The sequence below is a fragment of the Myxococcus sp. CA033 genome, from assembly GCF_013336625.1.
GTDB lineage: Bacteria > Myxococcota > Myxococcia > Myxococcales > Myxococcaceae > Myxococcus > Myxococcus llanfairpwllgwyngyllgogerychwyrndrobwllllantysiliogogogochensis.
The window spans coordinates 72,629-93,751 of the sequence record NZ_JABUMU010000025.1; the positions used below are offsets into that span (position 1 = coordinate 72,629).

Sequence of the window (21,123 nt, forward strand, 5' to 3'; positions counted from 1 at the left end):
GCGCAAGGAGCACCGACGCTTGGCCCACTTCGACCTGGACACCTTCCTGCGCACCCAGCAGGCGCGGGTGGAATCGCTGTTGCTCGAGCGCGCGGACCGGCTCGCGCCATCTGGTGCGCCTCCCCGGCTGGTGGAGGCCATGCGCTACTCGCTGCTCGCGGGCGGCAAGCGGCTGCGGCCCGTGCTGTGCCTCACCTTCGCGGACACGGTGGCGCGCGCTTCCCTGGTGTCTCCCGTGTCCGGTGACGCGGCCTGCGCGCTGGAGTACGTCCACACGTACTCGCTGGTGCATGACGACCTGCCGGCGATGGATGACGACGACTTTCGCCGCGGCCGGCCCACCAACCACAAGGTGTACGGCGAGGCGATGGCCATCCTCGCGGGCGACGCGCTCTTGACGGAGGCCTTCGTGTTGCTCGGCGACGGGCCGGAGCCCGTGCGGGGCGCGCTGTGCCGGGAGCTGGCGGTGGCCTCGGGCGCTGCGGGCATGGTGGGTGGACAGGTGCTGGACACCGCGGAGGACCGTCCCGCCGTCCTGGACTACCTGGTGCGGATGCACCGGCTGAAGACGGGGGCCCTCATCCGCGCGGCGTGTCGCATGGGCGCGCTGGCGGGCGGTGGAGACGCGGAGGCGCTGGTCCGCGCGCAGCTCTATGGTGACGCCGTGGGGCTGGCCTTCCAGATCGCCGACGATGTCCTGGACGTGACGGCCACGCGCGAGCAGCTCGGCAAGCCGGCGGGCGCTGACGCGGAGGCGGGGCGCCACACGTTCCCCGCCGTGGTGGGGCTGGACGCCTCTCGTCGGATGGCCGAGGAGCAGGTGGCCCTGGCGGTGGAAGCGGTGCGTCCGCTCGAAGGCGAGGATGGACCGCTGGCGGCGCTCGCGCGCTACGTGGTGGAGCGGAAGTCCTGATGGCGCAGCAGTTGCTGGCACGCATCGCCTCTCCGACGGATGTGCGGGCGCTTCCCGAAGCGGACCTGCCCCAGCTGTGCGAGGAGCTCCGGGAAGACATCATCTCCATCTGCGGGAAGGTGGGCGGCCACCTGGGGGCCTCCCTGGGCGCCGTGGAGCTCATCGTCGCGCTCCATCGCGTCTTCCACTCGCCCACCGACGCGATTCTCTTCGACGTGGGTCACCAGACGTACGCGCACAAGCTGCTCACCGGGCGGCGCGAGCGCATGCACACGCTGCGGCAGGCCGGTGGCGTGGCGCCCTTCCTGGACCCTCGCGAGAGTCCGCATGACGCGCTGCTGGCGGGCCACTCCTGCACGGCCGTGTCGGCGGCGCTGGGGCTGCTGGAGGGCCGCAGGATGCTGGGCCACCGGGGCCACGTGGTGGCGGTGCTCGGGGATGGGGGCCTGACCGGAGGGCTGACTTTCGAGGGCCTCAACAACGCGGGAGGCAGTCACCTGCCGCTCGTCGTCGTGCTCAACGACAACCAGATGTCCATCAGCGCCAACGTGGGCGCGATTCCCTCGCTGCTGCGCACCCGGGGCGCGCGCGACTTCTTCCAGGGCCTGGGCTTCACGTACCTGGGGCCCGTGGATGGCCATGACCTGGGCGCGCTGGTGCACGCGCTGCGCGAGGCCCGTGCTTCGTCCCGGCCCGTGGTCGTGCATGCGCTGACGCTCAAGGGCAAGGGGTTCCCTCCCGCGGAGGCGGACGCGCAGACGCGGGGCCACGCCATGGGCCCGTACGAGTGGCGCGATGGCAAGCTGGTGCGCTCGCGCGGCGGCCACCGCACGTACAGCGAGGCGCTCGCGTGGGCACTGGAAGAGGCGATGGCGCGCGACTCGCGCGTCGTGGCGGTGACGCCCGCGATGTTGGAGGGCTCCGCGCTCAATGCCCTCAAGGCGCGCTTCCCGGACCGCGTACACGACGTGGGCATCGCCGAGCAGCACGCCGTCACCTTCTGCGCGGGACTCGCCGCCGCGGGGGCTCGCCCCGTGTGCTGCATCTACTCCACGTTCCTGCAGCGCGCGTATGACCAGATCATCCACGACGTGTGCCTGCCGGGCCTGCCCGTCGTCTTCGCGGTGGACCGCGCGGGACTGGTGGGCGCGGACGGCGCCACGCACCAGGGCACCTACGACGTGGCCTCGCTCCGTCCGCTCCCGGGCCTCGCGTTGTGGGCGCCCGTGGTGGGCGAGGACTTCGCGCCCATGCTCGCCACCGCGCTCCAATCGTCGCGGCCCTCCGTCCTCCGCTTTCCTCGGGGCACACTGCCCGCGCTGCCTCCCGAAGTGCGGGTGGAAGAAGCGCCCGTGCGGGGAGCGCGCTGGCTCGTTCGCGCCGAGCGCCCGGAGCTGACGCTGGTGACCCTGGGCCCGCTGGGCCTGGCGGCGCTGGAAGCCGCTCGGAATGAGCCTGGGTGGAGCGTGCTCGACGCTCGGGCCCTGTCGCCGCTGGACGAGGCCGCGCTGCTGGAAGCCGCCTCCCACGGACCTGTCGTCGTGGCGGAGGAGGGGACGGTGCGCGGGGGCCTGGGGAGCGCCGTGCTGGAGCTCTACGCGGAGCGCGGTGTCCACGCGCGGGTGCGGGTGCTGGGCATGCCAGACACCTTCATGCCCCACGGGGACGCGCGGGTGCAGCGCGCGGAGCTCGGGCTGGACGCGGCGGGACTTCGGCGGGCAGGCCTGTCGCTGCTGGAGAGGAGCGAACCGTGAAGCCTCGCAAGGAGCGGGTGGACGTGCTGGTGGTGGAGCGCGGCCTGGCCGAGTCGCGCACCAAGGCCCAGGCGCTCATCCTCGCCGGGCTGGTGGTGGTGGATGACCAGCGCGTGGACAAGCCCGGTTCCCTCATCCCCGTGGAGGCCGAGCTGCGCCTCAAGGGCGAGGTGCTTCCCTATGTCTCTCGCGGAGGGTTGAAGCTGAAGGGGGCCATCGACCGCTTCGGGCTCGACGTGCGCGGGAAGGTGGCCGCCGACATCGGCGCGAGCACGGGAGGCTTCACCGACTGCCTGCTCCAGCACGGCGCGGTGCGGGTCCACGCCATCGACGTGGGCTACGGCCAGCTCCACGAGAAGCTCCGGAAGGATGACCGGGTGCGCTCGCGTGAGCGCGTCAACGCGCGCTACCTGACGGACGAGGACCTGCCGGAGAAGGTGGGCGTCATCGTCATCGACGTCAGCTTCATCTCGCTCACCCAGGTGTTGCCCTCGGTGCTGCGCTTCCTGGAGCCAGGCGGCCTGCTGGCCGCGCTGGTGAAGCCCCAGTTCGAGGTGGGGCCGGACCGGGTGGGCAAGGGCGGCGTGGTGCGAGACGCCGCCGCGCGCCAGGACGCCATCGACACCGTGACGGCCTTCGTGCGCGAGCAGGGCCTCACCGTGCGGGGACTGATGGACTCCCCTGTGCCAGGGCCCGCCGGCAACGTGGAAGCCCTCCTGGTCGCCGAGCGGCCCTGAGTCCGCCCGTGAGTGCTCGGATGGGAAGGGCGGAGCGTGTGCGCCGCGCCCTTCCCGAAGGTCCTTACGGCCGGGCGCTGCGGTACTGCGAAGAGGGCTGGAGCTGGAGCAGCTTGAGTCCGGTGCGCATCCAGAGCCGGCCCGTGTCGTCGAAGGCGGCGCCCATGGAGACGGGCACCTGGTAGCGGAAGAGCTCGCGACCTTCGGCCACGCTGCCCGAAGATTGATCCACGCCCACCAGCTCCACCGGCAACGTCACCGTCTGCCCCTGCGCGGCCGGCCCGTTGAGGAAGAACAGGTCCGAAGAGGGGTTCGCCGGGAGCAGGAACTTCACGTGGAGCGCGCCGTTGGCGTCCACCGAGCGGCTCTCCCGGTTGCGGATGACGCCCGTGGTCGCATCCAGCAGCCACACGCGCTGCGTCGTCGCGGCGGCCACGCGGTTGCCGTTGGCGTATGTGGCGATCTGCTTCACCTGACCGGTGAGCACGCCCGTGGCCCACTTCGACGCGGCGCCCTCGCAGCCATCCAGGGTCGCGACGCACGCGAGGACCTGCGACTTGTCCTCGGGCAGGGCGAAGCCCAGGTACAGGATGCTGCCATCCGGGCTGAACGAGCCCACCGGAAGCGGCGTGGAGGTGTTGGACGTGAAGAGCTGACGGATGATGCGCGTGGCCTGCAGCGTTCCGCCCGCGGAGTCCGTGCCGCCGTCCAGCTCCTCGACGATGACGTCCGAGCGGTTCTCGCTGTAGGCGATGTGGCTGGCGGCGAGCACCCGGCCGTCGCTGCGCACCACGAGGTCACCAATGGGGTCGCCGACCGAAATCTCCCGCGTGTACTTCCACCGCGTGACGCCGATGCCTAGGCCGTCCGTGGTGTCGTGGGTGATGCGGTAGATCGGCCCAGGCTCGGAGCGGATGACGGCGTCGCCGTTGGGCATGACGGTCAAATCCTCGACCTTGAGGTCGATGGGCGTGCGCGACGAAATCTTGAAGTCGTCGCCGACGGCGAAGGCGCCGTAGCCCGGCGTCCAGACCCAGCGCTTGCGCGTGACGGCGTGGCGCGGGGTGATGACCGTGGACGCGTTGCAGAGGGTTGGGACCTGGAGGATGGAGGCGCCGCTGCCCGCGGAGTTGTGGCGGTACATCGTCTCCAGGCCGCCCGTGGTCGTCTTGGCGCAGCTCAGGAAGGTCATCCCGGCGCCCGTGCCGTCGATGGCGAGCGGGGTGGAGTAGACCTGGGCGCCCTGGGGATCCTCCACCACCCGGGCCACCGGGAAGAACGTGGCGGGCTGGGGAAGGGACGTGTTCTTCCGCCCGTCGTCGCACACCACCTCCGCGGTGAGCGACAGGCTGGCGGCGATGCCGACCAGCGGGTTGGCGTAGGGGATGTCCGACGCCAGCAGCTCCACGGGGGTGGCACCGCTCCCATAGGGGAACGCCTTGAGGAAGGTGGTGCGGTCGTACATGTTCAGCGTGGCGACCTTCTCGCAGCCGGACACGGTGACGCTGAGCTTGAGGGACGTCCCCGCGGAGTTCCCTTCGAGGACAGTCAAGGCGACCTGGGGGGGATCCGGCGTGGGCGGCGGCGGATCATCGCCGCAAGCGGTGGCCAGGCTGGAGACGAGAACGAGGGCGGTGCGCCATGCACGCCGAGTCACGGGAGGGTGGAGCATGGCACCGCACTCTACCTCGCTCGCACCATTCCCGGCATCATCCCCCCTCCCGAAACGCTTCCGCAGGCCGGGGCAGGCGTCGATTGCGGCCCTTGACAGGCCCGTGACGTGATAGCCGCCGATACTCCGTACGTGGAGGCCGGTAAATCCGCGAAGCCAGGGTGATACGGAAACGGGTGGGAGCAAGCGATGAGGGCCGGATGGATGCTTGAATGGACGGCGCCCGACCGGGCGACCGGCGCTGGCGCGTCAAGGACCTGGGAAGGTTCTTCGCCCGGCGCTGTTCCGCGCGCCCATTCCACTCGGAGCACCCGGTGGGCGCGGCGCGGGAGCCCGCGAGGAGCACCTTCGACGTTCGTGCGGGAAAGCCACGATGGGCGTGGCGCATCCGCGTCTCCACTCACAGTTACCGCCGTCTCCGGATGTGCGCCGCTCTGGCCCACGGACGTGATCAGCGGCATGATCGGGATCCGAACCATGAACCCTTACGCACTCAACGGGTTTTTGCAGCCTCCCCATCGAGTCCTGGTCCGGGCCCGGTTGGCGAGAGGTTCACTGTGAGAGTCGAGATGCAGGCGGATCAGCGGGGACGCGTGCTGGTGGTGGCCGGGAAGGAGTCCGGCGACGCCTTGATGGAGCGGCTGACCGCGAGCGGCTACCACTGCGCGTCGGCCGAACGGGAGAGCGGGCTCGCGGAGGTGGCGGATTCGCTGCAGCCGGAGGTCGTCCTGCTGTCGGTGACGGCGAAGCGCGCGGCGGAGCTGCTGGAGTCCCTGCGTCGGGTGGAGCGCCTTCAGCGGTTGCCGGTGCTGGTGGACCTGGGGCGCAGCCGGTCCGCGGAGGCCTTCAAGCGCCTGGCCGTGGACGACTGGATTCGCGGCGCCGACGAGGTGGTGCCCCGCCTGGAGGCCGCGCTGCGGGCCGGCCGGTTGAGGGACCGCGAGGAGCGCGTCCGCCTGCGCATGGGGATGCTGCTGGAAATCACCCAGGCGGCCACCAGCTCGCTGGAGCTGGAGGAGATCCTCCGCATCGCGGTGGACAAGGTGGGGCGTGTCACCGGGACGGACCGGTGCTCGGTGGTGCTGGTGGAGGGCAGCCATGCCCGCACGGGCCGGGTGGTGGCCACGCAGGAGGACCCGAGCCTCGTGCAACTGGATATCGAAGTGGCGCGCTATCCGGAGCTGCGCCGCGCGCTGGAGACGCGAGAGCCGGTGCTCATCGAGGAGGCGCAGCGAGATCCGCTCATGGCGGAGGTGCGCACGTCCCTCGTCCCGCTGGGCGTGAAGTCCATCCTCGTGCAGCCGCTCATCTGTCAGGACGACCTGCTGGGCGCGCTGTTCCTGCGCGTCTCGCGCATGGACGCGTCCTTCGGTCGCGACGAGCAGGAGTTCACCCAGGCCGTGGCCGGTGTGCTGGCCAACTCCATCCGCAACGCCAGGCTGCACACCGCGGTGAAGAAGAAGCGCGAAGACCTGGAGATGGCCTACGTGGAGCGCTACCACGAGCTGCTCGAGGCCAACCGCCGGCTCAAGGAACTCAACCGCCTCAAGGATGAGATCATCGCGGTGGTGAGCCATGACCTGCGCGCCCCGCTCCAGGTGCTGCTGGGGCACGGCCGGCTGTTGCTGGAAGGTCCGCTGGAGTCCCAGCAGAAGCAGTCCGCCGAGGCGATGATTCGCCAGGGCAAGAAGATCCTCGGCCTCGTCGAATCGCTGCTGGAGAAGGGCAAGGGCGAGGCGGCGCGGCTGTCCATCGAGCCTCGCGTGCTGGACGTGGCGCAGCTGTGCCGCGACGCCGTCAACGAGCTGGAGATTCTCGCCGCCGAGCGCGGCGTGTCGCTGCGGGCGGACTGCCCCGACAGCCTGATGCTCATCGGCGACGAGGTGAAGCTGCACGAGGTGCTGCAGAACCTCATCACCAACGCCATCCACCATGCGCGGGACGCGGGCGAAGTCGTCGTGTCCACCCGGCGCCTGGGACGTCCCGACGGTGACGCGGCGAAGGTGTGCGTGCAGGACGACGGCGTCGGCATTCCGCAGGACGAGCTGCACCTGGTGTTCGACCGCTACCGCCACGGTGGCAAGGGCACCGGGCTGGGGCTCGCCATCTGCAAGGAGTTCGTGGAGCTGCACGGCGGGGAAATCTGGGCGGAGAGCCCGCCGGAGCATGGCTGTCTGTTCGTCTTCACCCTGCCGCTCGCGCAGGAGGCGCCGCGCAATCCGCGTCCGCCCGTCGCGGCGACCAGCGTGCACGAGCAGCCGCGCGTCCTCGTGGTGGAGGACGAGCCGGAGATCGCCGCCGTGTTGTCGGAGGTGCTGCGCTCGAAGTACCGCGTGGAGGTGGCGAGAGATGGAGCGGAGGGACTGGCCCGGGCGCGCGCGCAGCGGCCGGACCTGGTGGTGATGGACGTCTTCCTGCCCAAGCTGGACGGGCTGGATGCGGCCATGGCGCTGAAGTCGTCGTCCGACACGGCGCACATCCCCGTCATCCTGCTGTCCGCGCACCAGGGGGTCGCGGAGAAGGTCCGCGCGCTCAACCTGGGCGCGGTGGACTACATGAGCAAGCCGTTCAACGCGGTGGAGTTGCTCAACCGCACGGACCGCGCGCTCAAGCTACGGCAGGGCGAGCGCGAGCAGCAGGAGCGCTCGGGGTCGCCGCTGCAGCGTCGCACCGGGAGCGACCCGACGACGGGGCTGCATGACCGGCGAGGCCTGCTGCTGCGACTGGAGCAGGAGCTGGCGCGCAGCCGTCGCTACCACCGGGCCCTGAGCCTGGCGGTGCTGCGGCCGGAACGTCCGGTGGAGCCCGTTCCCGGCAACATCGCGGACGTCATGCGCAAGCGGGTGCGTCACCCGGATGCCATCTCCCACCTGGGCGGGGGCGTCTTCGTCGTCGTCCTGCCCGAGTGCAACGCGGAGGCCGCTCGCACCGTCATCGGCCGGCTGATGCCGGATGTGGAGAAGGCGACGGACACCGAGTACCGCTCGGCGGTGGCGGACGTGAGCCAGGACAGCGACCCGGTGGAGAAGCTGCTGGAGAAGCTGGGGGCCCCACCTCCCGCGGAGGGCTGAGGCACCTGCACGGCGCTCGGGGCCGCGCTAGACTTCGTCTTGCGTGAGCCCCTCTCGCCTCCTCGCCGTCGTCCTGCTCGCCGCCCTGTGGGGGCCTGGTGCCCTCGCGGCGGCGCCCCCGTCCCGCCGCCCGCGCGTGGACCGGGAGGCGATGAAAGAGGCCATGGATGCGGCGGCCACGGACGAAGGGGCCTTCTCCTCGTCGGCCAGCTACTCCCACTACCTGCGCTCGCGGCTGTTGCACCATGCGGGGGACCACCGCGGCTCGGTGGACGCGCTGCGCCTGGCCCTGGCCACGGATGACGGACACCCGCTGCTGCTCACCCGCCTGGCGGAGGAGTACGCCCGGCTTGGAGACCTGGACAAGGCGGAGAGGGAGCTGCGCCGCGCCGTGGAGCGTGCTCCCGCGTACTACCCGGCCCACGTCCTGCTCGGGCGCGTGCTGCTGGAGTCGGGCCGCTTCACCCGCGCCCGCCTGCACCTGCGCCGGGCCATGTCGCTCAAGCCTCGCGAGCCCGAGGCCTACCTCGTCCTCGCGCAGCTCTACCTGGAGTCGGGCTCCCCCGCCGAGGCGGTGAAGGTGGTGGAGTCCCTCGCGCGAGCATTGCCGGGCGAGGCCTCTGGATACCGGCGCCTGGGGCTGGCCCTGGCCGAGCGCGGAGACACCCACCGGGCCGAGCGGCTGCTGACGGAGGCCGCCTCCAGGGACCCCGGTGACGTGGAGGTGCTGGGCACGCTGGCGAAGCTGTACGAGGAGACGGGGCGGCCCGCGCGCTCCGAGGAGACGCTGGCCCGGGCCCTGGAGCACGAGCCGGACAGCCAGGAAGTGCTGCTGGCCGCGGGCCGCTCGGCGCTGAAGGCGGGCTCCGTGGTGCGGGCCCGGGCGTACTTCGACCGGCTCCTGTCCCTCTCCGGAGAGCCGGAGACCGCGGTGCGGGTGGCCTTCAGCTACCTGGCCGAGCGTGAGCACACCGCCGCCGTGGAGGTGCTGGAGTCTGCTCGCGCGGCCAGCGGCGATGAGCCCCGGCTCGCCTATTACGCGGGGCTGGTGCACGAGCGGATGCGGCGCTTCGCCGACGCCGCGGAGGCCTTCGCGGGAGTGCCCGAGAGCGCGGACGTCTTCGCGGATGCCCGCGTGCGCCGTGCCCGGTGCCTGTCGCTCGCGGGGCAGCATCCCCGGGCCCTCGCGCTGCTGCGCGCCGCGCTTCAGCAAGCCCCGTCGGACCTGGAGATTCGCGCGCAATACGCCCGCGCGCTGGAGCGGGGCGGGGCACCCGCGCGAGCCGAGTCCGTGCTGAAGGAAGGGCTGGCACAGGGGCCTTCCGCCTCGCTCTACGACGCGCTCGCCGGAACGCTGCAGCGCCAGAAGCGGGGCGCGGAGGCCCTGTCCCTGCTGCGCGAGGCGGTGGCGCGCGCACCGAAGGACCAGGCCCTGCTGTACGTGCAGGGCGCCGCCTTCGAGCGCCAGGGGGACGTGGCAGGCGCGCAGGCGCGCATGCGGGCCGTGCTGGAGGTGGAGCCGGACCATGCCGCGGCCCTCAACTTCCTGGGCTACCTGCTGGCTCAGACGGGCCGGGACCTGGACGAGGCGGAGCGGCTGGTGCTCCGCGCGCTGGAGCTGCGCCCAGACACCGGCGCCTTCCTGGATTCCCTGGGCTGGGTGTACTTCCGGCGGGGGGACTACCCGCGCGCAGTGGAGGCGCTGGAGCGCGCGTCGTCGCTGTCGCCCGACGAGCCGGTCATCCTCGAGCATCTGGGGGATGCCTACCAGCGCGCGGCTCGGAGTGCGGATGCGGCGGGTGCGTGGCGCCGGGCGCTGGAGGTGCTGTCGTTGGACCCCGAGTCCGCCGAGCCCCCGGGGCAGCGGGAGGCGCTGGAGCGCAAGCTCAAGGCGCTATCCATGGGTGCGGCGGGCCGCTAAGTTGCTGGGCCTATGGCTCGCCACGACGAGGGCTATTTCACTGGCCGGGATGGGACGCGGCTCTTTTGGAAGACGCATCTTCCCGACGCCGAACCGCGAGCGCATGTCGCGGTGGTGCACGGCTATGGCGACCACTTCGGCCGCTATCAGTACGTGACGGACGCGCTGCTGGCGGACGGCTTCGCGGTGCACGGCTTCGACTACCGGGGCCATGGCCGCGCGGAGGGCCGCCGCGCCTACAGCGAGAAGTGGCAGTACTTCGTGGACGACCTGGAGGTCTTCTGGGAGCGGGTGCGCGGCGCGGCCGGTGGCAAGAAGACGTTCGCGCTCGGCCACAGCCATGGCGGGCTGATGGCGGCGCACTGGGCCGGTGGCCGCAAGGTGGAGGGCCTGTCCGGGCTGGTCATGTCGGGCCCGTACTTCAAGCTGGCGTTGACTCCGCCCGCCGTGAAGGTGATGGCGGCGCGCGCGGTGGGCTCGCTGGTGCCGTGGCTGGGCCTGGCCTCCGGACTGAAGATCGAAGCCCTCACCAAGGACCCGGAGGTGCAGCGCGCCACCCGGGAGGACCCGCTGTACCTGTCCATCGCCACGCCTCGCTGGTTCATCGAGTCCACGAAGGCCCAGGCGGAGGCGATGCTGTTGGCGCCGAAGATTCAAGTCCCGCTGTTCGTGCTCTGCGGAGCCGAGGACGGGGTGGCGGCGCCGGCGGCGGCGCGGGTGTTCTTCGAGACGGCGGGCTCGGCGGACAAGAAGTTCAAGGAGTACCCCGGCATGAGGCACGAGCCGCTCAACGAGGTGGGGCGCGCCGAGGTGTTCCGGGATATCTCCGGCTGGATCTCCGCGCATCTCTGACATAATCAAAGCGCTCGGCTCCTCGAAGGAGCGGGCTCTGGGTGAGGTCACCGCATGGCAACGGGTGAAACGGGCATCATCGGTAAGGGCATCGTCATCAAGGGGAACCTCACGGGCGGTGGGGACCTTGTCATCGAGGGACGGGTGGAGGGGCAGATTGCCCTGAAGAACCACCTCACCATCGAGAGCACCGGCAAGGTGCAGGCGGACATCCGCGCCGAGGAGTTGACCATCAACGGCGAGGCGAGCGGCAACATCGACGCCTCGACTCGCGTGGCCATCAACGCTTCGGCCAAGGTGGCCGGCGACATCAAGGCGCCTCGCATCGTCATCGAGGATGGCGCCGTGTTCAACGGCTCCATCGAGATGGACGTCCGGCTGCCAGACGACATCTGAAGCTCACGCCGCGGCGCTGACGGCGCGGCACACACCTTTCTAGAGGGCGGACAACACTCATGGCGAATACGGTCATTGGTTCGAGCATCGTCATCGACGGAGAGATTTCCGGAGACGAGGACCTGGTCATCCAGGGCACCGTGAAGGGGAAGATCTCCCTCAAGGAGAGCCTCTACGTCGAGGGCAGTGGCGTCGTCGAGGCGGACATCGAAACGCAGAACGTGGAGATCGCCGGCCGGGTGACGGGCAACATCGTCGCCAGCGACAAGGTCGAGCTGAAGACGGACTGCCGTGTCGTGGGCGACATCAAGGCGCCCCGCATCCTCATCGCCGATGGTGCCTCCTTCAAGGGCAACGTCGACATGGACATGAAGGAGCGCTGATTCGTGGCCACCCCGAAGGAGTTGAGCGGTAACAACGACGTCAACAACACCGTGGTGGGGCCTTCCATCCTCATCAGCGGTCGGTTGACGGGCGATGAGGACCTCACCGTCCGGGGCCGCGTCGAGGGCGAGCTGACGCTCAGCCGCACCCTCATCGTGGAGCCGTCGGGCGTGGTGAAGGCCAACGTGGCGGTGCGCAACGCCATCGTCAGTGGCGTGGTGGTGGGCAACATCAACGCCACCGAGAGCGTGGAGCTGACCCGCGAAGGACGCATGGTGGGTGACATCCACGCACCGCGCGTCATCATCGTGGACGGCGCCAGCTTCCGTGGCCGCGTGGACATGGGTGACGTGGAGCCCGGCCGTCTGCCGTCGGAGCGCCCCGTGGTGGCGCGTCCCGCCGCTCCGGTGACGCGGCCCACCGCGACGCCTGCCCGCCCGAGCGCTCCTCCCGCGCGTCCGAGCGCGCCTCCCGCGCGCCCCATGCCCCCCGCGGCGACCGCGCGCCCGGCGCCGGCGCCCACCGCGCCCGCCCGTCCCGCGAGCAAGCCGCTGCCGCCGCCTCCGCCCCCCCGGGCCGAGACGCGTCCGGTAGCCCCGCCCGTGGAGCAGCCTGCTTCTGCCGAGCCGCCAACGCCCTTCGCGTTGGGTGCTGGCGCCAAGAAGAAGGTCGTGGTGAAGAAGAAGACCCGCTAGAGCTCGCTTCCCGCGCCGCCGGAGTCGGTGGCGCGGGAGTGGGTAGACCAGGGGTGCCACCATGGACGCCGAGCACAGGGTTGACGGAGAGGATGGGATGCCGGGTTCTCCGGAAGGTGGCTCGACGTCCACGCCCGAGGCTGTTTCGGCGCGGAGCGACGGTGGGTCCCAGGACTCCGCGCCGGGCGAGCCCGCGCCGCGGGAGCTGACGCGCGTCGAAGGTGGGGAAGGGGAGTCCGCCCCCGTCACCGCGACGGATGCGGGGGCTGTGTCCCCGGAAGGAGGCTCGGTGGAGTCTCAGGGTGTCGCCGCGGAAGGAGCACCCGTCTCGGGTGAACCGGAGCGGGCCATGGAGTCGTCGGTGGGTGTGTTGGAAGAGTCGCAGGTGAAGTCCACATCGGAGTCGGGAGTGTCCGAAGGGGAGCGTCCGCCGGAGTCGCGGCTCGATGACGCGCCCGGGCAGGAGCCATCCGCCCCCGAGGGGACTGCCTCCCCCGAGGCTCGGTCCGGGACGGAAGCTTCCGCCGGGGTGGAGTCCGGTGTCGCCGAGACAGCGGCTTCCGCGGGGCAGGAGTCCGGTGCCGCCGACGAGGAAGAGTCGGGACCCGAACTGCTGGCCGCGCCGGAGGAGCGTCTTGCCGGCCGGGTGGTGACGGTGCTGATGCCGCTGGAGCGGCTCGAGGACGAGTCGGCGTACCGGCTGCGTCCGGAGGGTGACGTGTCCGGGCTGGCCACGGACATCGCCCGGCTGGGGCAGTTGTTCCCGGTGGACGTGCGTCCCCGGGGCGGAGAGAGCTACCAGCTGGTGTGCGGCTTCCGGCGCGTTGCCGCGCTGCGCTTCCTCAAGCGGGACGCGGTGCAAGCGCGCGTGCACACGGACCTGTCGGACGAGGACGCGCTCCTCATGTCGCTGGCGGAGGCCATCCACGCCACGCCGGTGGGCCCCGAGGTGCTGGAGGCCAAGCGCGACCAGCTGGAAGCCCAGGGCCGGCTGAGCGCCGCCGTGGCCGACATGCTCGCCAAGGCGCTTGCCACCGATGACGAGCTGGCACCCGAGGGTGTGGAAGAAGAGGTCGACGCCGACGAGCTGGCGGCGGACGTGTCGCAGCGGTTGGGGACCATCAACCAGGAACTCTCGCTGCTGGCGGACGTGTTCACCTCGCTGGATGAGTCGCGCCGAGCGGAGCTGCTGATGCAACTGCGGTACTCCTCCGAGCTGGTGGCGTACCTGGAGGGGTTGAAGTGATGTCCGACTTGTTCGCCCGTGACAGGGCCCGGCTGCTGGAGCTGCTCACCGAGCGCTCCTTCGAGCGCCGTCGCGTGGTGCTCTCGTCCGGCAAGGAGTCGGACTTCTACATCGACTGCAAGCGCACCGCGCTCCTGGCCGAAGGGCACTTCCTCATCGGCCGGCTCTTCCTGGAGGCCATCCGCCGCGAGGCGCCCGAGGCGGTGGGCGCGGGCGGACTGACGCTGGGCGCGGATCCGCTCGCGTCCGCGGTGAGCCTCACCGGCTACCTGTCCGGCTATCCGCTGGCCGCGTTCATCGTCCGCAAGGAGCCCAAGGGCCACGGCACCGGCCAGTGGATTGAAGGCCTGAGCGGGCTGGGCGCGGGCGCGAAGGTGGCCATCGTCGAGGACGTGGTGACGACGGGTGGCTCCACGCTCAAGGCGATTGAGCGGGCCAAATCCGAGGGACTGACGGTGCTGGGGGCGTTCGCCCTGGTGGACCGACTGGAGGGGGGACGCGAAGCGGTGGAGGCCGCGGGCCACCGGCTCACCACGCTGTTCACCCGCAAGGACTTCATTCCGTGAAGAAGCTTCTCGCGACGGGAGCGCTGCTGGGCCTGTTGTCCGGCTGCTCCACCACGCCTCCCACCATCGGCGAGCAGGCCCCCACGCTGCACGACGAGAACGCGGAAGCGGCCTACCGGGCCCTGCTCGACAAGTACTCGGGCCAGCAGCAAATCTACGACGGCTTCGACACCCGCCTCTTCGCCGGGGTGACGCTCCAGTCGATGGCGTTCCGCGAGGCGCGGGTGAAGCGGCAGGCGGCCTTCCAGGTGCTGCCGCCTCCCAAGGTGGAGCAACTGCTCTCCGAGGAGCGCACCGAGGCAGGGCAGGTGCACGAGTTCTTCCTGGGCGTGCACGTCAACGACTACCGGTACCTCGACTTCGACTTCAAGAAGACCATCTGGCGCATGGCGCTGGTGACGCCCGCGGGCGAGGTGACGCCGGTGCGCATCCGCCGGCTGGGCCGCGCGGACCTGGAGATGCGCGCCTACTACCCGTACACCAGCGTCTTCTGGGTCGGCTACGAGGTGCAGTTCCCCACGGTGATGTCCACCGGGCAGCTCGTCATTCCCCCTGGTACGGAGCAGGTGATGTTCCGCCTCGCCTCGTCGCTGGGGCAGGCGGAGATGAAGGTGGCCGCGCAGTAGCACGCGGCCCCGTGTCGCTTAAGTCTGCTCGGGGCGCTTCAGCCACTTCTCCGTCACCGTGAGCGTGGGCCCGTCGAGCATCCGGTCCACCAGTTCCTGGGGTGACGCGCTCACCGCGAACGGCAGGGCCTGCTCCGGCGACGCGAAGCCCTCGTTGGCCAGGTGTCGTGCGAGCGTCACCAGGGGTTGGAAGAAGCCGAGCGTGTCGAGCAGGCCCATGGGCTTCTGGTGCAGGCCCAGCTGTGCCCAGGTGATGATTTCGAAGAGCTCGTCCAGCGTGCCGAAGCCGCCGGGCAGCGCGAGGAACGCGTCCGAGCGTGAGGCCATCAGCGCCTTGCGCTCGTGCATGGAGTCCACGCGGATGAGCTCCGTGAGGCCCAGGTGGGCAATCTCCCGCGCGCCCATGAAGTGCGGCAGCACGCCCACCACCTTGCCTCCCGCGGCCAGGGTGGCGGCGGCCACGGTGCCCATGAGGCCCACGCTCGCCCCGCCGTAGACGAGCGTCATGCCGCGCCGTCCCAGCTCGGTGCCCAGGGCCGTCGCCGCCTCGGCGTACTCGGGCCGTGCGCCCGGCCGCGAGCCGCAGAAGACGCAGATGCTGCGCACGTCCATGTCAGAACGCTCCGTGCCGCTCGGGGTGGGCCGCGTAGAGGGCCACCAGCGCCGTGAGGAACAGGATGATGGGCAGCGCGAGCGCGTACACCTGCCGGCCCTGCCGCAGGGCCACGCCACAGGGCAGGCCGAAGAGGAACCCTCCCAGGTGCCCGGACCAGCTCACGAAGGGCAGCAGGCTGAGCACCGCCACCTGCACCAGCCAGATGCCCAGCTCCCGGCGTCCCTGTCGCGTGGCGATGGGCAGCATGGCGCCCGCCCACCCCAGAATCATCCCCGACGCACCCACCATGGGTGTGTCGAAGTTGAAGAGCAGCGAGAAGGTGGACGCACCCAGCGCAGTGACGAGGGACAGCCCGAGGAAGCGCAGGCTGCCGATGCCGCGCTCCAGCGTGAAGCCCAGCGTCACCACCACGGACATGTTGAACACGAGGTGGAGGATGCCGCCGTGCTCGAGTGCCGCTCCGAGCAGTCGCCAGTACTGCCCGGCCTGCACCGCGGGGCCATACAGGGCGCCCAGCGGAAGCTCCCGCGAGTTGAACGACGGGAGCTGACCGGCCTCCTCCAGGCCGAACACCACGACGCAGATGCCGATGATGGCGTAGCAGACCCACGGCCTGGGCTGAGGCGCCTGGGGCGGCGGCGGGGTGCCGAACGGATGGCCTCCTCCCCGCTGCTCAGGGCCGGAGCCCGGTGCGTCGAGGATGTGTCGCGGTCCGGAGGACATGTCGCTCACAGCTCCCGGGAAAGGGTGGTGTCACGCAGCCAGTGGTGGTCGTCGGGGTGCGGGTAGTCGAGCGTGAAGTGCAGGCCGCGGCTCTCCTTGCGGCGGCTGGCGCAGTCGACGATGAGCAGCGCGACGTCGGCGATGTTGCGCAGCTCGATGACGTCGCGAGTCACCTTGAAGCGCCAGTAGTAGTCGCGAATCTCCTCGCGCAGCAGCTCCAGCCGGCGCCGCGCGCGCATCAGCCGCTTGTCCGTGCGGACGATGCCCACGTAGTTCCACATGAGCCGGCGAATCTCGTCCCAGTTGTGGCTGACGACGACGCTCTCGTCGGACTCCACCGCGCTGCCCGCGTCCCACGCTGGTGGGTCCTCGCCCGGCGTGGACAGGGAGGCCAGCTCCTCCTGGGCGACCTTGACGGCGCGCTGGCCGAACACCAGGCCCTCCAGCAGTGAGTTGGAGGCGAGCCGGTTGGCGCCGTGCAGGCCCGTGCAGGACACCTCGCCGATGGCGTACAGGCCGGGCACCGAGGTGCGCCCGTGCAGGTCCGTCACCACGCCGCCGCACTGGTAGTGGGCCGCGGGGACGACGGGGATGGGCTGCACCGCCATGTCGATGTTGAACGCCTTGCAGGTGGCGTAGATGTTGGGGAAGCGTTCGGTGAGGAAGGCCCGGCCCATGTGCGTCATGTCCAGGTACACGCACTCGTCGCCGGTGCGCTTCATCTCCGCGTCGATGGCGCGCGCCACCACGTCGCGCGGGGCGAGCGCGCCCAGCGGGTGATAGCGCTCCATGAAGGTCTGCCCGCCCTTGAGCTTGAGCTTGCCGCCCTCGCCGCGCAGTGCCTCGCTGATGAGGAAGCTCTTGGCCTCCGGGTGATAGAGGCAGGTGGGGTGGAACTGGTAGAACTCCATGTTCGCCACCTGCGCGCCCGCCCGGTACGCCATGGCCACGCCGTCACCCGTCGCCACATCCGGGTTGGACGTGTACAGGTACACCTTGCCCGCGCCGCCGGTCGCCAGCACCGTCACCTTCGCCAGGAAGCGCTCGATGCTTCCGTTCTCCTGCAGCGCATACGCCCCCACGCACCGGCTTGTCCCCGGCCTGGGCTGACGCCGGTCCAGGATGAGGTCGATGGCGGCGGTGTTGGCGAAGAAGGTGATGTTGGGTGTCGCGTCACACTCGGCCAGCAGGGCGCGCTGCACCTCGCGTCCGGTGATGTCGCCCGAGTGGATGATGCGGCGCGCGGAGTGGCCTCCCTCGCGCGTCAGGTCGAACTCGCCGGAGGTCTGCCGGTTGAACTCCGCGCCGAGCGTCACCAGCCCCTGCACGCGCTCGGGCCCCTCGCGCACCGTCACCTCCACCGCGTCCCGGTGGCACAGGCCCGCGCCGGCCACGAGGGTGTCCTCGATGTGGGCGTCGAAGCTGTCAGTGGGGGCGAGCACACTGGCGATGCCCCCCTGGGCATAAGCGGTGTTGCTCTCCGTTCGCTCGCGCTTGGTCAGCACGGCCACCGTGCCGTGCCTGGCCGCCTGGAGGGCGAATGAGAGGCCCGCAACGCCGCCTCCCAGGACGAGAAAATCGAACCGATGGGGCATGGCCGACAGCCTTAACGACTGTAAGTGCCGGAAACAAGGCGTTTTCTTGAGGACTTTCCTGCGTGTGTCTAAGGTTCGGGGGCCGATATGCGTGCCATTCCCGCGCTCAGCCTCTTCGCCGTGCTGGCCTTCCCGTCGTGGGCGGGAGCGTCCGAGTCCATCTACCGTTACGTGGAGAAGGACGGGACCATCGTCTACACGAACGTCCCGCCCTCCGGCTCCAAGGCGGCGAAGAAGATGAAGGGCTCCTTTGCCCAGGCGCCCGCGACGAACTCGCCGGCGGTGGGACGCAAGAACACGCCGCCGGACCTGGACCCGCACATCGCCGCGGCGGCGCTGCGCTACCGCATCCCCACCGCGCTCGTTCGCGCCATCATGCACGCGGAGAGCAACTTCAATAAGAATGCCCTCAGCCACAAGGGCGCCAGCGGACTGATGCAGCTGATGCCGGCGACGGCGTCGGACATGTACGTGAAGGACATCTTCGACGAGCGCGACAACATCGAGGGCGGCGTGCGCTACCTTCGCGTGCTCGCCAACATGTTCGACGGCGACATGGTGAAGATGATTGCCGCCTACAACGCGGGGCCAGACGCGGTGAAGCGCTACGGTGGCAAGGTGCCCCCCTACGAGGAGACGCAGGGGTACGTCCGCAAGGTGCTCCAGCTCTACTACCACTACAAGGAGCGCGAGCGGCCCGCCGAGAGCGGTCCCCGCGAGCCCACATCCCAGAATGACGACGCGCGTGAAGGGGCGGGCGGAGACGAGCCCCGCTGACGACGAGTTCCTCCAGCAGCTCCAGCGCGGTGGCGAGCTGCTGGCCGCCAACAAGGTCATCGAGGCGAAGGAGTTCCTGGAGCGAGCCCACCAGCTCCAACCCCGCAACGAGAAGGCACAGAACCTCCTGGGGCTCTGCTACTTCAAGCTCGGCCTGTTCGACAGGGCGGCCGAGCTCTACGAGATGCTGGTGCGCGACAACCCGGTGGACCCGACGCTGCGGGTCAACCTGGGCCTGGTGTATCTCAAGACGAACGCGCTCCAGCGCGCCGTGCGCGAGTTCGAGACGGCCACGGACCTTTCGCCCGAGCACCAGAAGGCCCAGAACTACCTGGGCCTCGCCCTGGCGCAGATGGGCGAGTACGGCCGCGCGCGTGAGCACTTCCTGCTCGCGGGCAGCGACCAGATGGCGGACAAGATGTCGCGCGCCATCGCCGGGGAGAACTACTCCCGGCCCACGCCCGCGCCCGTGTCGCCCCCCGCGCGTCCGGAGATGCCTCCGCCGGTCCCCGTGCCTCCACCCGCTCGCGAGGTGGCTCCGCCGCCTCCCGCGGTGGACGCCGCGCCGAGGGATGAGGAGATCCGCTTCGCGGAGGACGAGGGCCCCAGCGCGCTGAGCGACAGTGACGGCGAGGGCGGCCCGGTGCTCACGGCCGCGCCCGAGGAGACGGTGGACCTGGAGGAGGAGACTCCCGCCGCCACCGCTCCGACTCCGAGCACCGACGAGGCGCCCCGGGATGCGGCCACCGTGCCGACGCCGGTGCCGCTCACGAAGCTGCAGCTCACCAAGGTCGCCGCGCGCGGCGCGGATGCCGCTCTGACGGAGAAGGCCGCCGCCGCGCCTCGTCGGGGCGTGTCCGGCGCGAGCGCCCCGGGGGCGACGGGGACCCCGGTGTCCACCGCGCCGCTGCTGTCGGAGCTGGCGCCCTCGCTGTCCCTGGATGACGAGCGGGGAGGGCGTCCCTTCGTGTTGGGCGAGGGGCGCTTCAGCGTGGCGGTCGATGGAGAGCTGCTGACCCGGTTGGATGGCGTGGTGGCGCTGCGGGGACAGCTGGCGTTCCAGCCGGAGATGAAGCGCTTCCGGGGACGGGCAACGGACAAGCCCTTTGGCGAAGGGCCGTCGCGGATGGTCCGGGCGAAGGGGCACGGGGTGCTCCACCTGGAGCCCGCCGAGCGCCGCACCTTCCTCGTGGTGGACCTGGGCGAGGACTCGGCCTACTTCCGGGACGAGAACGTCTTCGCCTTCGAGGAGCCGGTGATGTTCGAGAATGGCCGGGTGCCGTCGGACATCGCCCCGGACCTGGACCTGGTCCACCTGCGCGGGCAGGGACAGGTGCTGCTCAGCCTGCCGGGGCCGCTGCGCTCGGTGCAGGTGCGCCCGGATGCGCCGGTGACGGTGCCCCTGACGCACCTGGTGGGCTGGCAGGGCAACCTGACGCCCCGGGTCGTGCCCCTGCTCAAGTCCCCCGCCGGCGAGTCGCTGCGCACCGCGGTGGAACTGGGGGGCGAAGGTTTTGCCCTCATCGCCCTCGGGGTTCGCTAGAAGAGCGCGCCATGGCCACGGACCGAGCGACCCGGAAGCAGCGCAAGCGGGAGGAGCGGGCGCGCCGGCGCGCGGAGCGCAAGCCCAGCGTGCTGGTGCAGGAGTTCTGGAACCTCCCCAACATGCTCACGTTGGGACGCATCCTCCTCATCCCTCCGTTCGTCTGGTTCCTCTACGACGCGGACCCGCTCAACTCCCTCTTCGCGGGCCTGGTCTTCGCCGTCGCCTCCATCACCGACGTGGTGGACGGCTACCTGGCGCGCAAGTGGAACCTCATCACCGTCGTCGGCAAGTTCATGGACCCGCTGGCCGACAAGCTCATCGCCATGGCCGCGCTGGTGATGATGGTGCGGCTGGGGCGCATCGCCGCGTGGGTCGTCATCGTCCTGCTCGCGCGCGAGCTCATCGTCAGCGGTCTGCGCACCATCGCCGCGAGCGAGGGCATGGTCATCGCCGCCGGCCAGGAGGGGAAGTGGAAGACGTCCCTCCAGCTCGTGGGCATCATTTCACTCTGCGTTCACTACGTGCACCCGCTGACGCTCGGCTCGTTCAGCACGCCGGTGGACTACAACCTCGTGGGCAAGGTGCTCGTCTACTTGTCTGGCGCGTTCTCGGTCTGGAGCGCCGTCGTCTACTTCCGCGCGTTCCTCGCCATGCTTGCGAAGCGAGGGGATGAAACGTCGGCTGCGAAAAGTGTTTGACGTGTTCGGAGGGCCTCTGTATACCCCACCTCACTTCGGACGCGGCGCCGACGCGGGGCGCGGACGAGAGGGAAGTCGCAGTACCTGATGCGGGAATAGCTCAGCGGTAGAGCATCGCCTTGCCAAGGCGAGGGTCGAGGGTTCAAATCCCTTTTCCCGCTCCAGTACGAAGGCCCCCTGGGAAACCAGGGGGCCTTTTTGTTTTGGCTCAATCACACGCATGACTGTCTTGTCCTCGGCGACCCCGCATGGCGGCGCGTCTGGGACAACGCTTCCTTGCCCTGGGGGATGGGCGTGCTGGCGCGCGTGGCGGGCCTGCCCGAGCGGTGGGCGGA

At 70.4% G+C, this 21,123-nt stretch carries 19 protein-coding genes and 1 tRNA gene; 16 read left to right on the forward strand and 4 right to left on the reverse strand.

From position 1 onward, the window contains the following. Window positions 1-19 precede the first annotated feature (19 nt). Genes HUA78_RS37505 through HUA78_RS37515 form a run of 3 tightly spaced genes read left to right on the forward strand, consistent with a single transcriptional unit; the run spans window position 20 to window position 3,404 of the window. Complete coding sequence (locus HUA78_RS37505) at window positions 20-913, forward strand: polyprenyl synthetase family protein (RefSeq protein ID WP_174478359.1); 894 nt, start codon at window positions 20-22, stop codon at window positions 911-913. Next, the gene (locus HUA78_RS37510) at window positions 913-2,667 is read left to right on the forward strand and encodes a 1-deoxy-D-xylulose-5-phosphate synthase (protein WP_174478360.1); all 1,755 of its coding nucleotides are present in this window, start codon (window positions 913-915) and stop codon (window positions 2,665-2,667) included. The genes HUA78_RS37505 and HUA78_RS37510 overlap by 1 nt, the downstream gene beginning before the upstream one ends. Continuing rightward, window positions 2,664-3,404 carry a TlyA family RNA methyltransferase gene (locus HUA78_RS37515; protein WP_141648422.1) on the forward strand — a complete coding sequence of 247 codons (741 nt, stop codon included), beginning with the start codon at window positions 2,664-2,666 and terminating at the stop codon, window positions 3,402-3,404. Before HUA78_RS37510 ends, HUA78_RS37515 begins: the two co-directional genes overlap by 4 nt. Window positions 3,405-3,468: 64 nt before the next feature. Here HUA78_RS37515 and HUA78_RS37520 read toward each other — a convergent pair whose 3' ends face one another. Continuing rightward, a complete protein-coding gene (locus HUA78_RS37520; protein ID WP_174468090.1) occupies window positions 3,469-5,076 on the reverse strand; it encodes a hypothetical protein in 1,608 nt (535 codons plus the stop codon). 569 nt (window positions 5,077-5,645) lie between these two features. Between HUA78_RS37520 and HUA78_RS37525 the strand changes: the two genes are divergently transcribed. From HUA78_RS37525 to HUA78_RS37565, 9 genes are all read left to right on the forward strand, one after another. Beyond that, a complete protein-coding gene (locus HUA78_RS37525; protein WP_141648420.1) occupies window positions 5,646-8,147 on the forward strand; it encodes an ATP-binding protein in 2,502 nt (833 codons plus the stop codon). Between the two features lie 43 nt (window positions 8,148-8,190). Continuing rightward, window positions 8,191-10,068, forward strand: coding sequence for a tetratricopeptide repeat protein (locus HUA78_RS37530; protein ID WP_174478361.1), 1,878 nt, complete (start codon window positions 8,191-8,193; stop codon window positions 10,066-10,068). A gap of 12 nt (window positions 10,069-10,080) precedes the next feature. Beyond that, entirely contained in the window at window positions 10,081-10,920 is an 840-nt protein-coding gene (locus HUA78_RS37535; RefSeq protein WP_141648418.1) for an alpha/beta hydrolase, read from the forward strand. Between the two features lie 54 nt (window positions 10,921-10,974). Next, window positions 10,975-11,316 carry a bactofilin BacN gene (gene bacN, locus HUA78_RS37540; protein ID WP_141648417.1) on the forward strand — a complete coding sequence of 114 codons (342 nt, stop codon included), beginning with the start codon at window positions 10,975-10,977 and terminating at the stop codon, window positions 11,314-11,316. A 59-nt stretch (window positions 11,317-11,375) separates the two neighbouring features. Continuing rightward, entirely contained in the window at window positions 11,376-11,699 is a 324-nt protein-coding gene (locus HUA78_RS37545) for a polymer-forming cytoskeletal protein (protein WP_002636698.1), read from the forward strand. A gap of 3 nt (window positions 11,700-11,702) precedes the next feature. Beyond that, a complete protein-coding gene (gene bacP, locus HUA78_RS37550; RefSeq protein WP_174455836.1) occupies window positions 11,703-12,395 on the forward strand; it encodes a bactofilin BacP in 693 nt (230 codons plus the stop codon). A gap of 97 nt (window positions 12,396-12,492) precedes the next feature. Next, window positions 12,493-13,641, forward strand: a complete 1,149-nt coding sequence (locus HUA78_RS37555) for a ParB N-terminal domain-containing protein (RefSeq protein ID WP_254624109.1) — start codon at window positions 12,493-12,495, stop codon at window positions 13,639-13,641. Next, window positions 13,641-14,207 carry an orotate phosphoribosyltransferase gene (gene pyrE / locus HUA78_RS37560; protein WP_141648692.1) on the forward strand — a complete coding sequence of 189 codons (567 nt, stop codon included), beginning with the start codon at window positions 13,641-13,643 and terminating at the stop codon, window positions 14,205-14,207. Before HUA78_RS37555 ends, pyrE begins: the two co-directional genes overlap by 1 nt. Continuing rightward, on the forward strand, window positions 14,204-14,833 hold the full coding sequence (locus HUA78_RS37565; protein WP_174455834.1) for a hypothetical protein: 630 nt from the start codon (window positions 14,204-14,206) through the stop codon (window positions 14,831-14,833). Before pyrE ends, HUA78_RS37565 begins: the two co-directional genes overlap by 4 nt. Window positions 14,834-14,851: 18 nt before the next feature. On the opposite strand, the gene HUA78_RS37570 is transcribed toward HUA78_RS37565, so the two are convergent. From HUA78_RS37570 to nadB, 3 genes are read right to left on the reverse strand one after another with little or no spacing between them, the layout of a single operon-like run. Further along, a complete protein-coding gene (locus HUA78_RS37570) occupies window positions 14,852-15,445 on the reverse strand; it encodes a TIGR00730 family Rossman fold protein (protein WP_174478363.1) in 594 nt (197 codons plus the stop codon). A 1-nt stretch (window position 15,446) separates the two neighbouring features. Continuing rightward, the gene (locus HUA78_RS37575) at window positions 15,447-16,172 is read right to left on the reverse strand and encodes a rhomboid family intramembrane serine protease (protein WP_174478364.1); all 726 of its coding nucleotides are present in this window, start codon (window positions 16,170-16,172) and stop codon (window positions 15,447-15,449) included. 5 nt (window positions 16,173-16,177) lie between these two features. Continuing rightward, entirely contained in the window at window positions 16,178-17,767 is a 1,590-nt protein-coding gene (gene nadB / locus HUA78_RS37580; RefSeq protein WP_174455831.1) for an L-aspartate oxidase, read from the reverse strand. An 87-nt stretch (window positions 17,768-17,854) separates the two neighbouring features. On the opposite strand from nadB, the gene HUA78_RS37585 reads away from it, so the two are divergent. The 4 genes from HUA78_RS37585 to HUA78_RS37600 all read left to right on the forward strand — a co-directional run bounded on the left by HUA78_RS37585 (window position 17,855) and on the right by HUA78_RS37600 (window position 20,952). Further along, window positions 17,855-18,544, forward strand: coding sequence for a lytic transglycosylase domain-containing protein (locus tag HUA78_RS37585; RefSeq protein ID WP_174478365.1), 690 nt, complete (start codon window positions 17,855-17,857; stop codon window positions 18,542-18,544). Beyond that, window positions 18,501-20,087 (forward strand): tetratricopeptide repeat protein, encoded by a 1,587-nt coding sequence (locus HUA78_RS37590; RefSeq protein ID WP_174478366.1) that lies wholly within the window; start codon window positions 18,501-18,503, stop codon window positions 20,085-20,087. The genes HUA78_RS37585 and HUA78_RS37590 overlap by 44 nt, the downstream gene beginning before the upstream one ends. A gap of 11 nt (window positions 20,088-20,098) precedes the next feature. Then, a complete protein-coding gene (gene pgsA, locus HUA78_RS37595) occupies window positions 20,099-20,788 on the forward strand; it encodes a CDP-diacylglycerol--glycerol-3-phosphate 3-phosphatidyltransferase (protein ID WP_141648698.1) in 690 nt (229 codons plus the stop codon). An 89-nt stretch (window positions 20,789-20,877) separates the two neighbouring features. Next, a tRNA-Gly gene (locus HUA78_RS37600) sits at window positions 20,878-20,952 on the forward strand. The last annotated feature ends 171 nt before the right edge of the window (window positions 20,953-21,123 follow it).

Excerpts from the sequence above, each read along its gene's own strand:
- nadB (WP_174455831.1), bottom strand. The coding sequence starts at position 17,767 with ATGCCCCATCGGTTCGATTTTCTCGTCCTGGGAGGCGGCGTTGCGGGC.
- pgsA (WP_141648698.1), top strand. The coding sequence starts at position 20,099 with ATGGCCACGGACCGAGCGACCCGGAAGCAGCGCAAGCGGGAGGAGCGG.
- pyrE (WP_141648692.1), top strand. The coding sequence starts at position 13,641 with ATGTCCGACTTGTTCGCCCGTGACAGGGCCCGGCTGCTGGAGCTGCTC.
- HUA78_RS37555 (WP_254624109.1), top strand. The coding sequence starts at position 12,493 with ATGCCGGGTTCTCCGGAAGGTGGCTCGACGTCCACGCCCGAGGCTGTT.
- bacN (WP_141648417.1), top strand. The coding sequence starts at position 10,975 with ATGGCAACGGGTGAAACGGGCATCATCGGTAAGGGCATCGTCATCAAG.
- HUA78_RS37520 (WP_174468090.1), bottom strand. The coding sequence starts at position 5,076 with ATGCTCCACCCTCCCGTGACTCGGCGTGCATGGCGCACCGCCCTCGTT.
- HUA78_RS37570 (WP_174478363.1), bottom strand. The coding sequence starts at position 15,445 with ATGGACGTGCGCAGCATCTGCGTCTTCTGCGGCTCGCGGCCGGGCGCA.
- HUA78_RS37525 (WP_141648420.1), top strand. The coding sequence starts at position 5,646 with ATGCAGGCGGATCAGCGGGGACGCGTGCTGGTGGTGGCCGGGAAGGAG.
- HUA78_RS37575 (WP_174478364.1), bottom strand. The coding sequence starts at position 16,172 with ATGTCCTCCGGACCGCGACACATCCTCGACGCACCGGGCTCCGGCCCT.
- HUA78_RS37585 (WP_174478365.1), top strand. The coding sequence starts at position 17,855 with ATGCGTGCCATTCCCGCGCTCAGCCTCTTCGCCGTGCTGGCCTTCCCG.
- HUA78_RS37590 (WP_174478366.1), top strand. The coding sequence starts at position 18,501 with ATGACGACGCGCGTGAAGGGGCGGGCGGAGACGAGCCCCGCTGACGAC.
- HUA78_RS37510 (WP_174478360.1), top strand. The coding sequence starts at position 913 with ATGGCGCAGCAGTTGCTGGCACGCATCGCCTCTCCGACGGATGTGCGG.
- HUA78_RS37545 (WP_002636698.1), top strand. The coding sequence starts at position 11,376 with ATGGCGAATACGGTCATTGGTTCGAGCATCGTCATCGACGGAGAGATT.
- HUA78_RS37535 (WP_141648418.1), top strand. The coding sequence starts at position 10,081 with ATGGCTCGCCACGACGAGGGCTATTTCACTGGCCGGGATGGGACGCGG.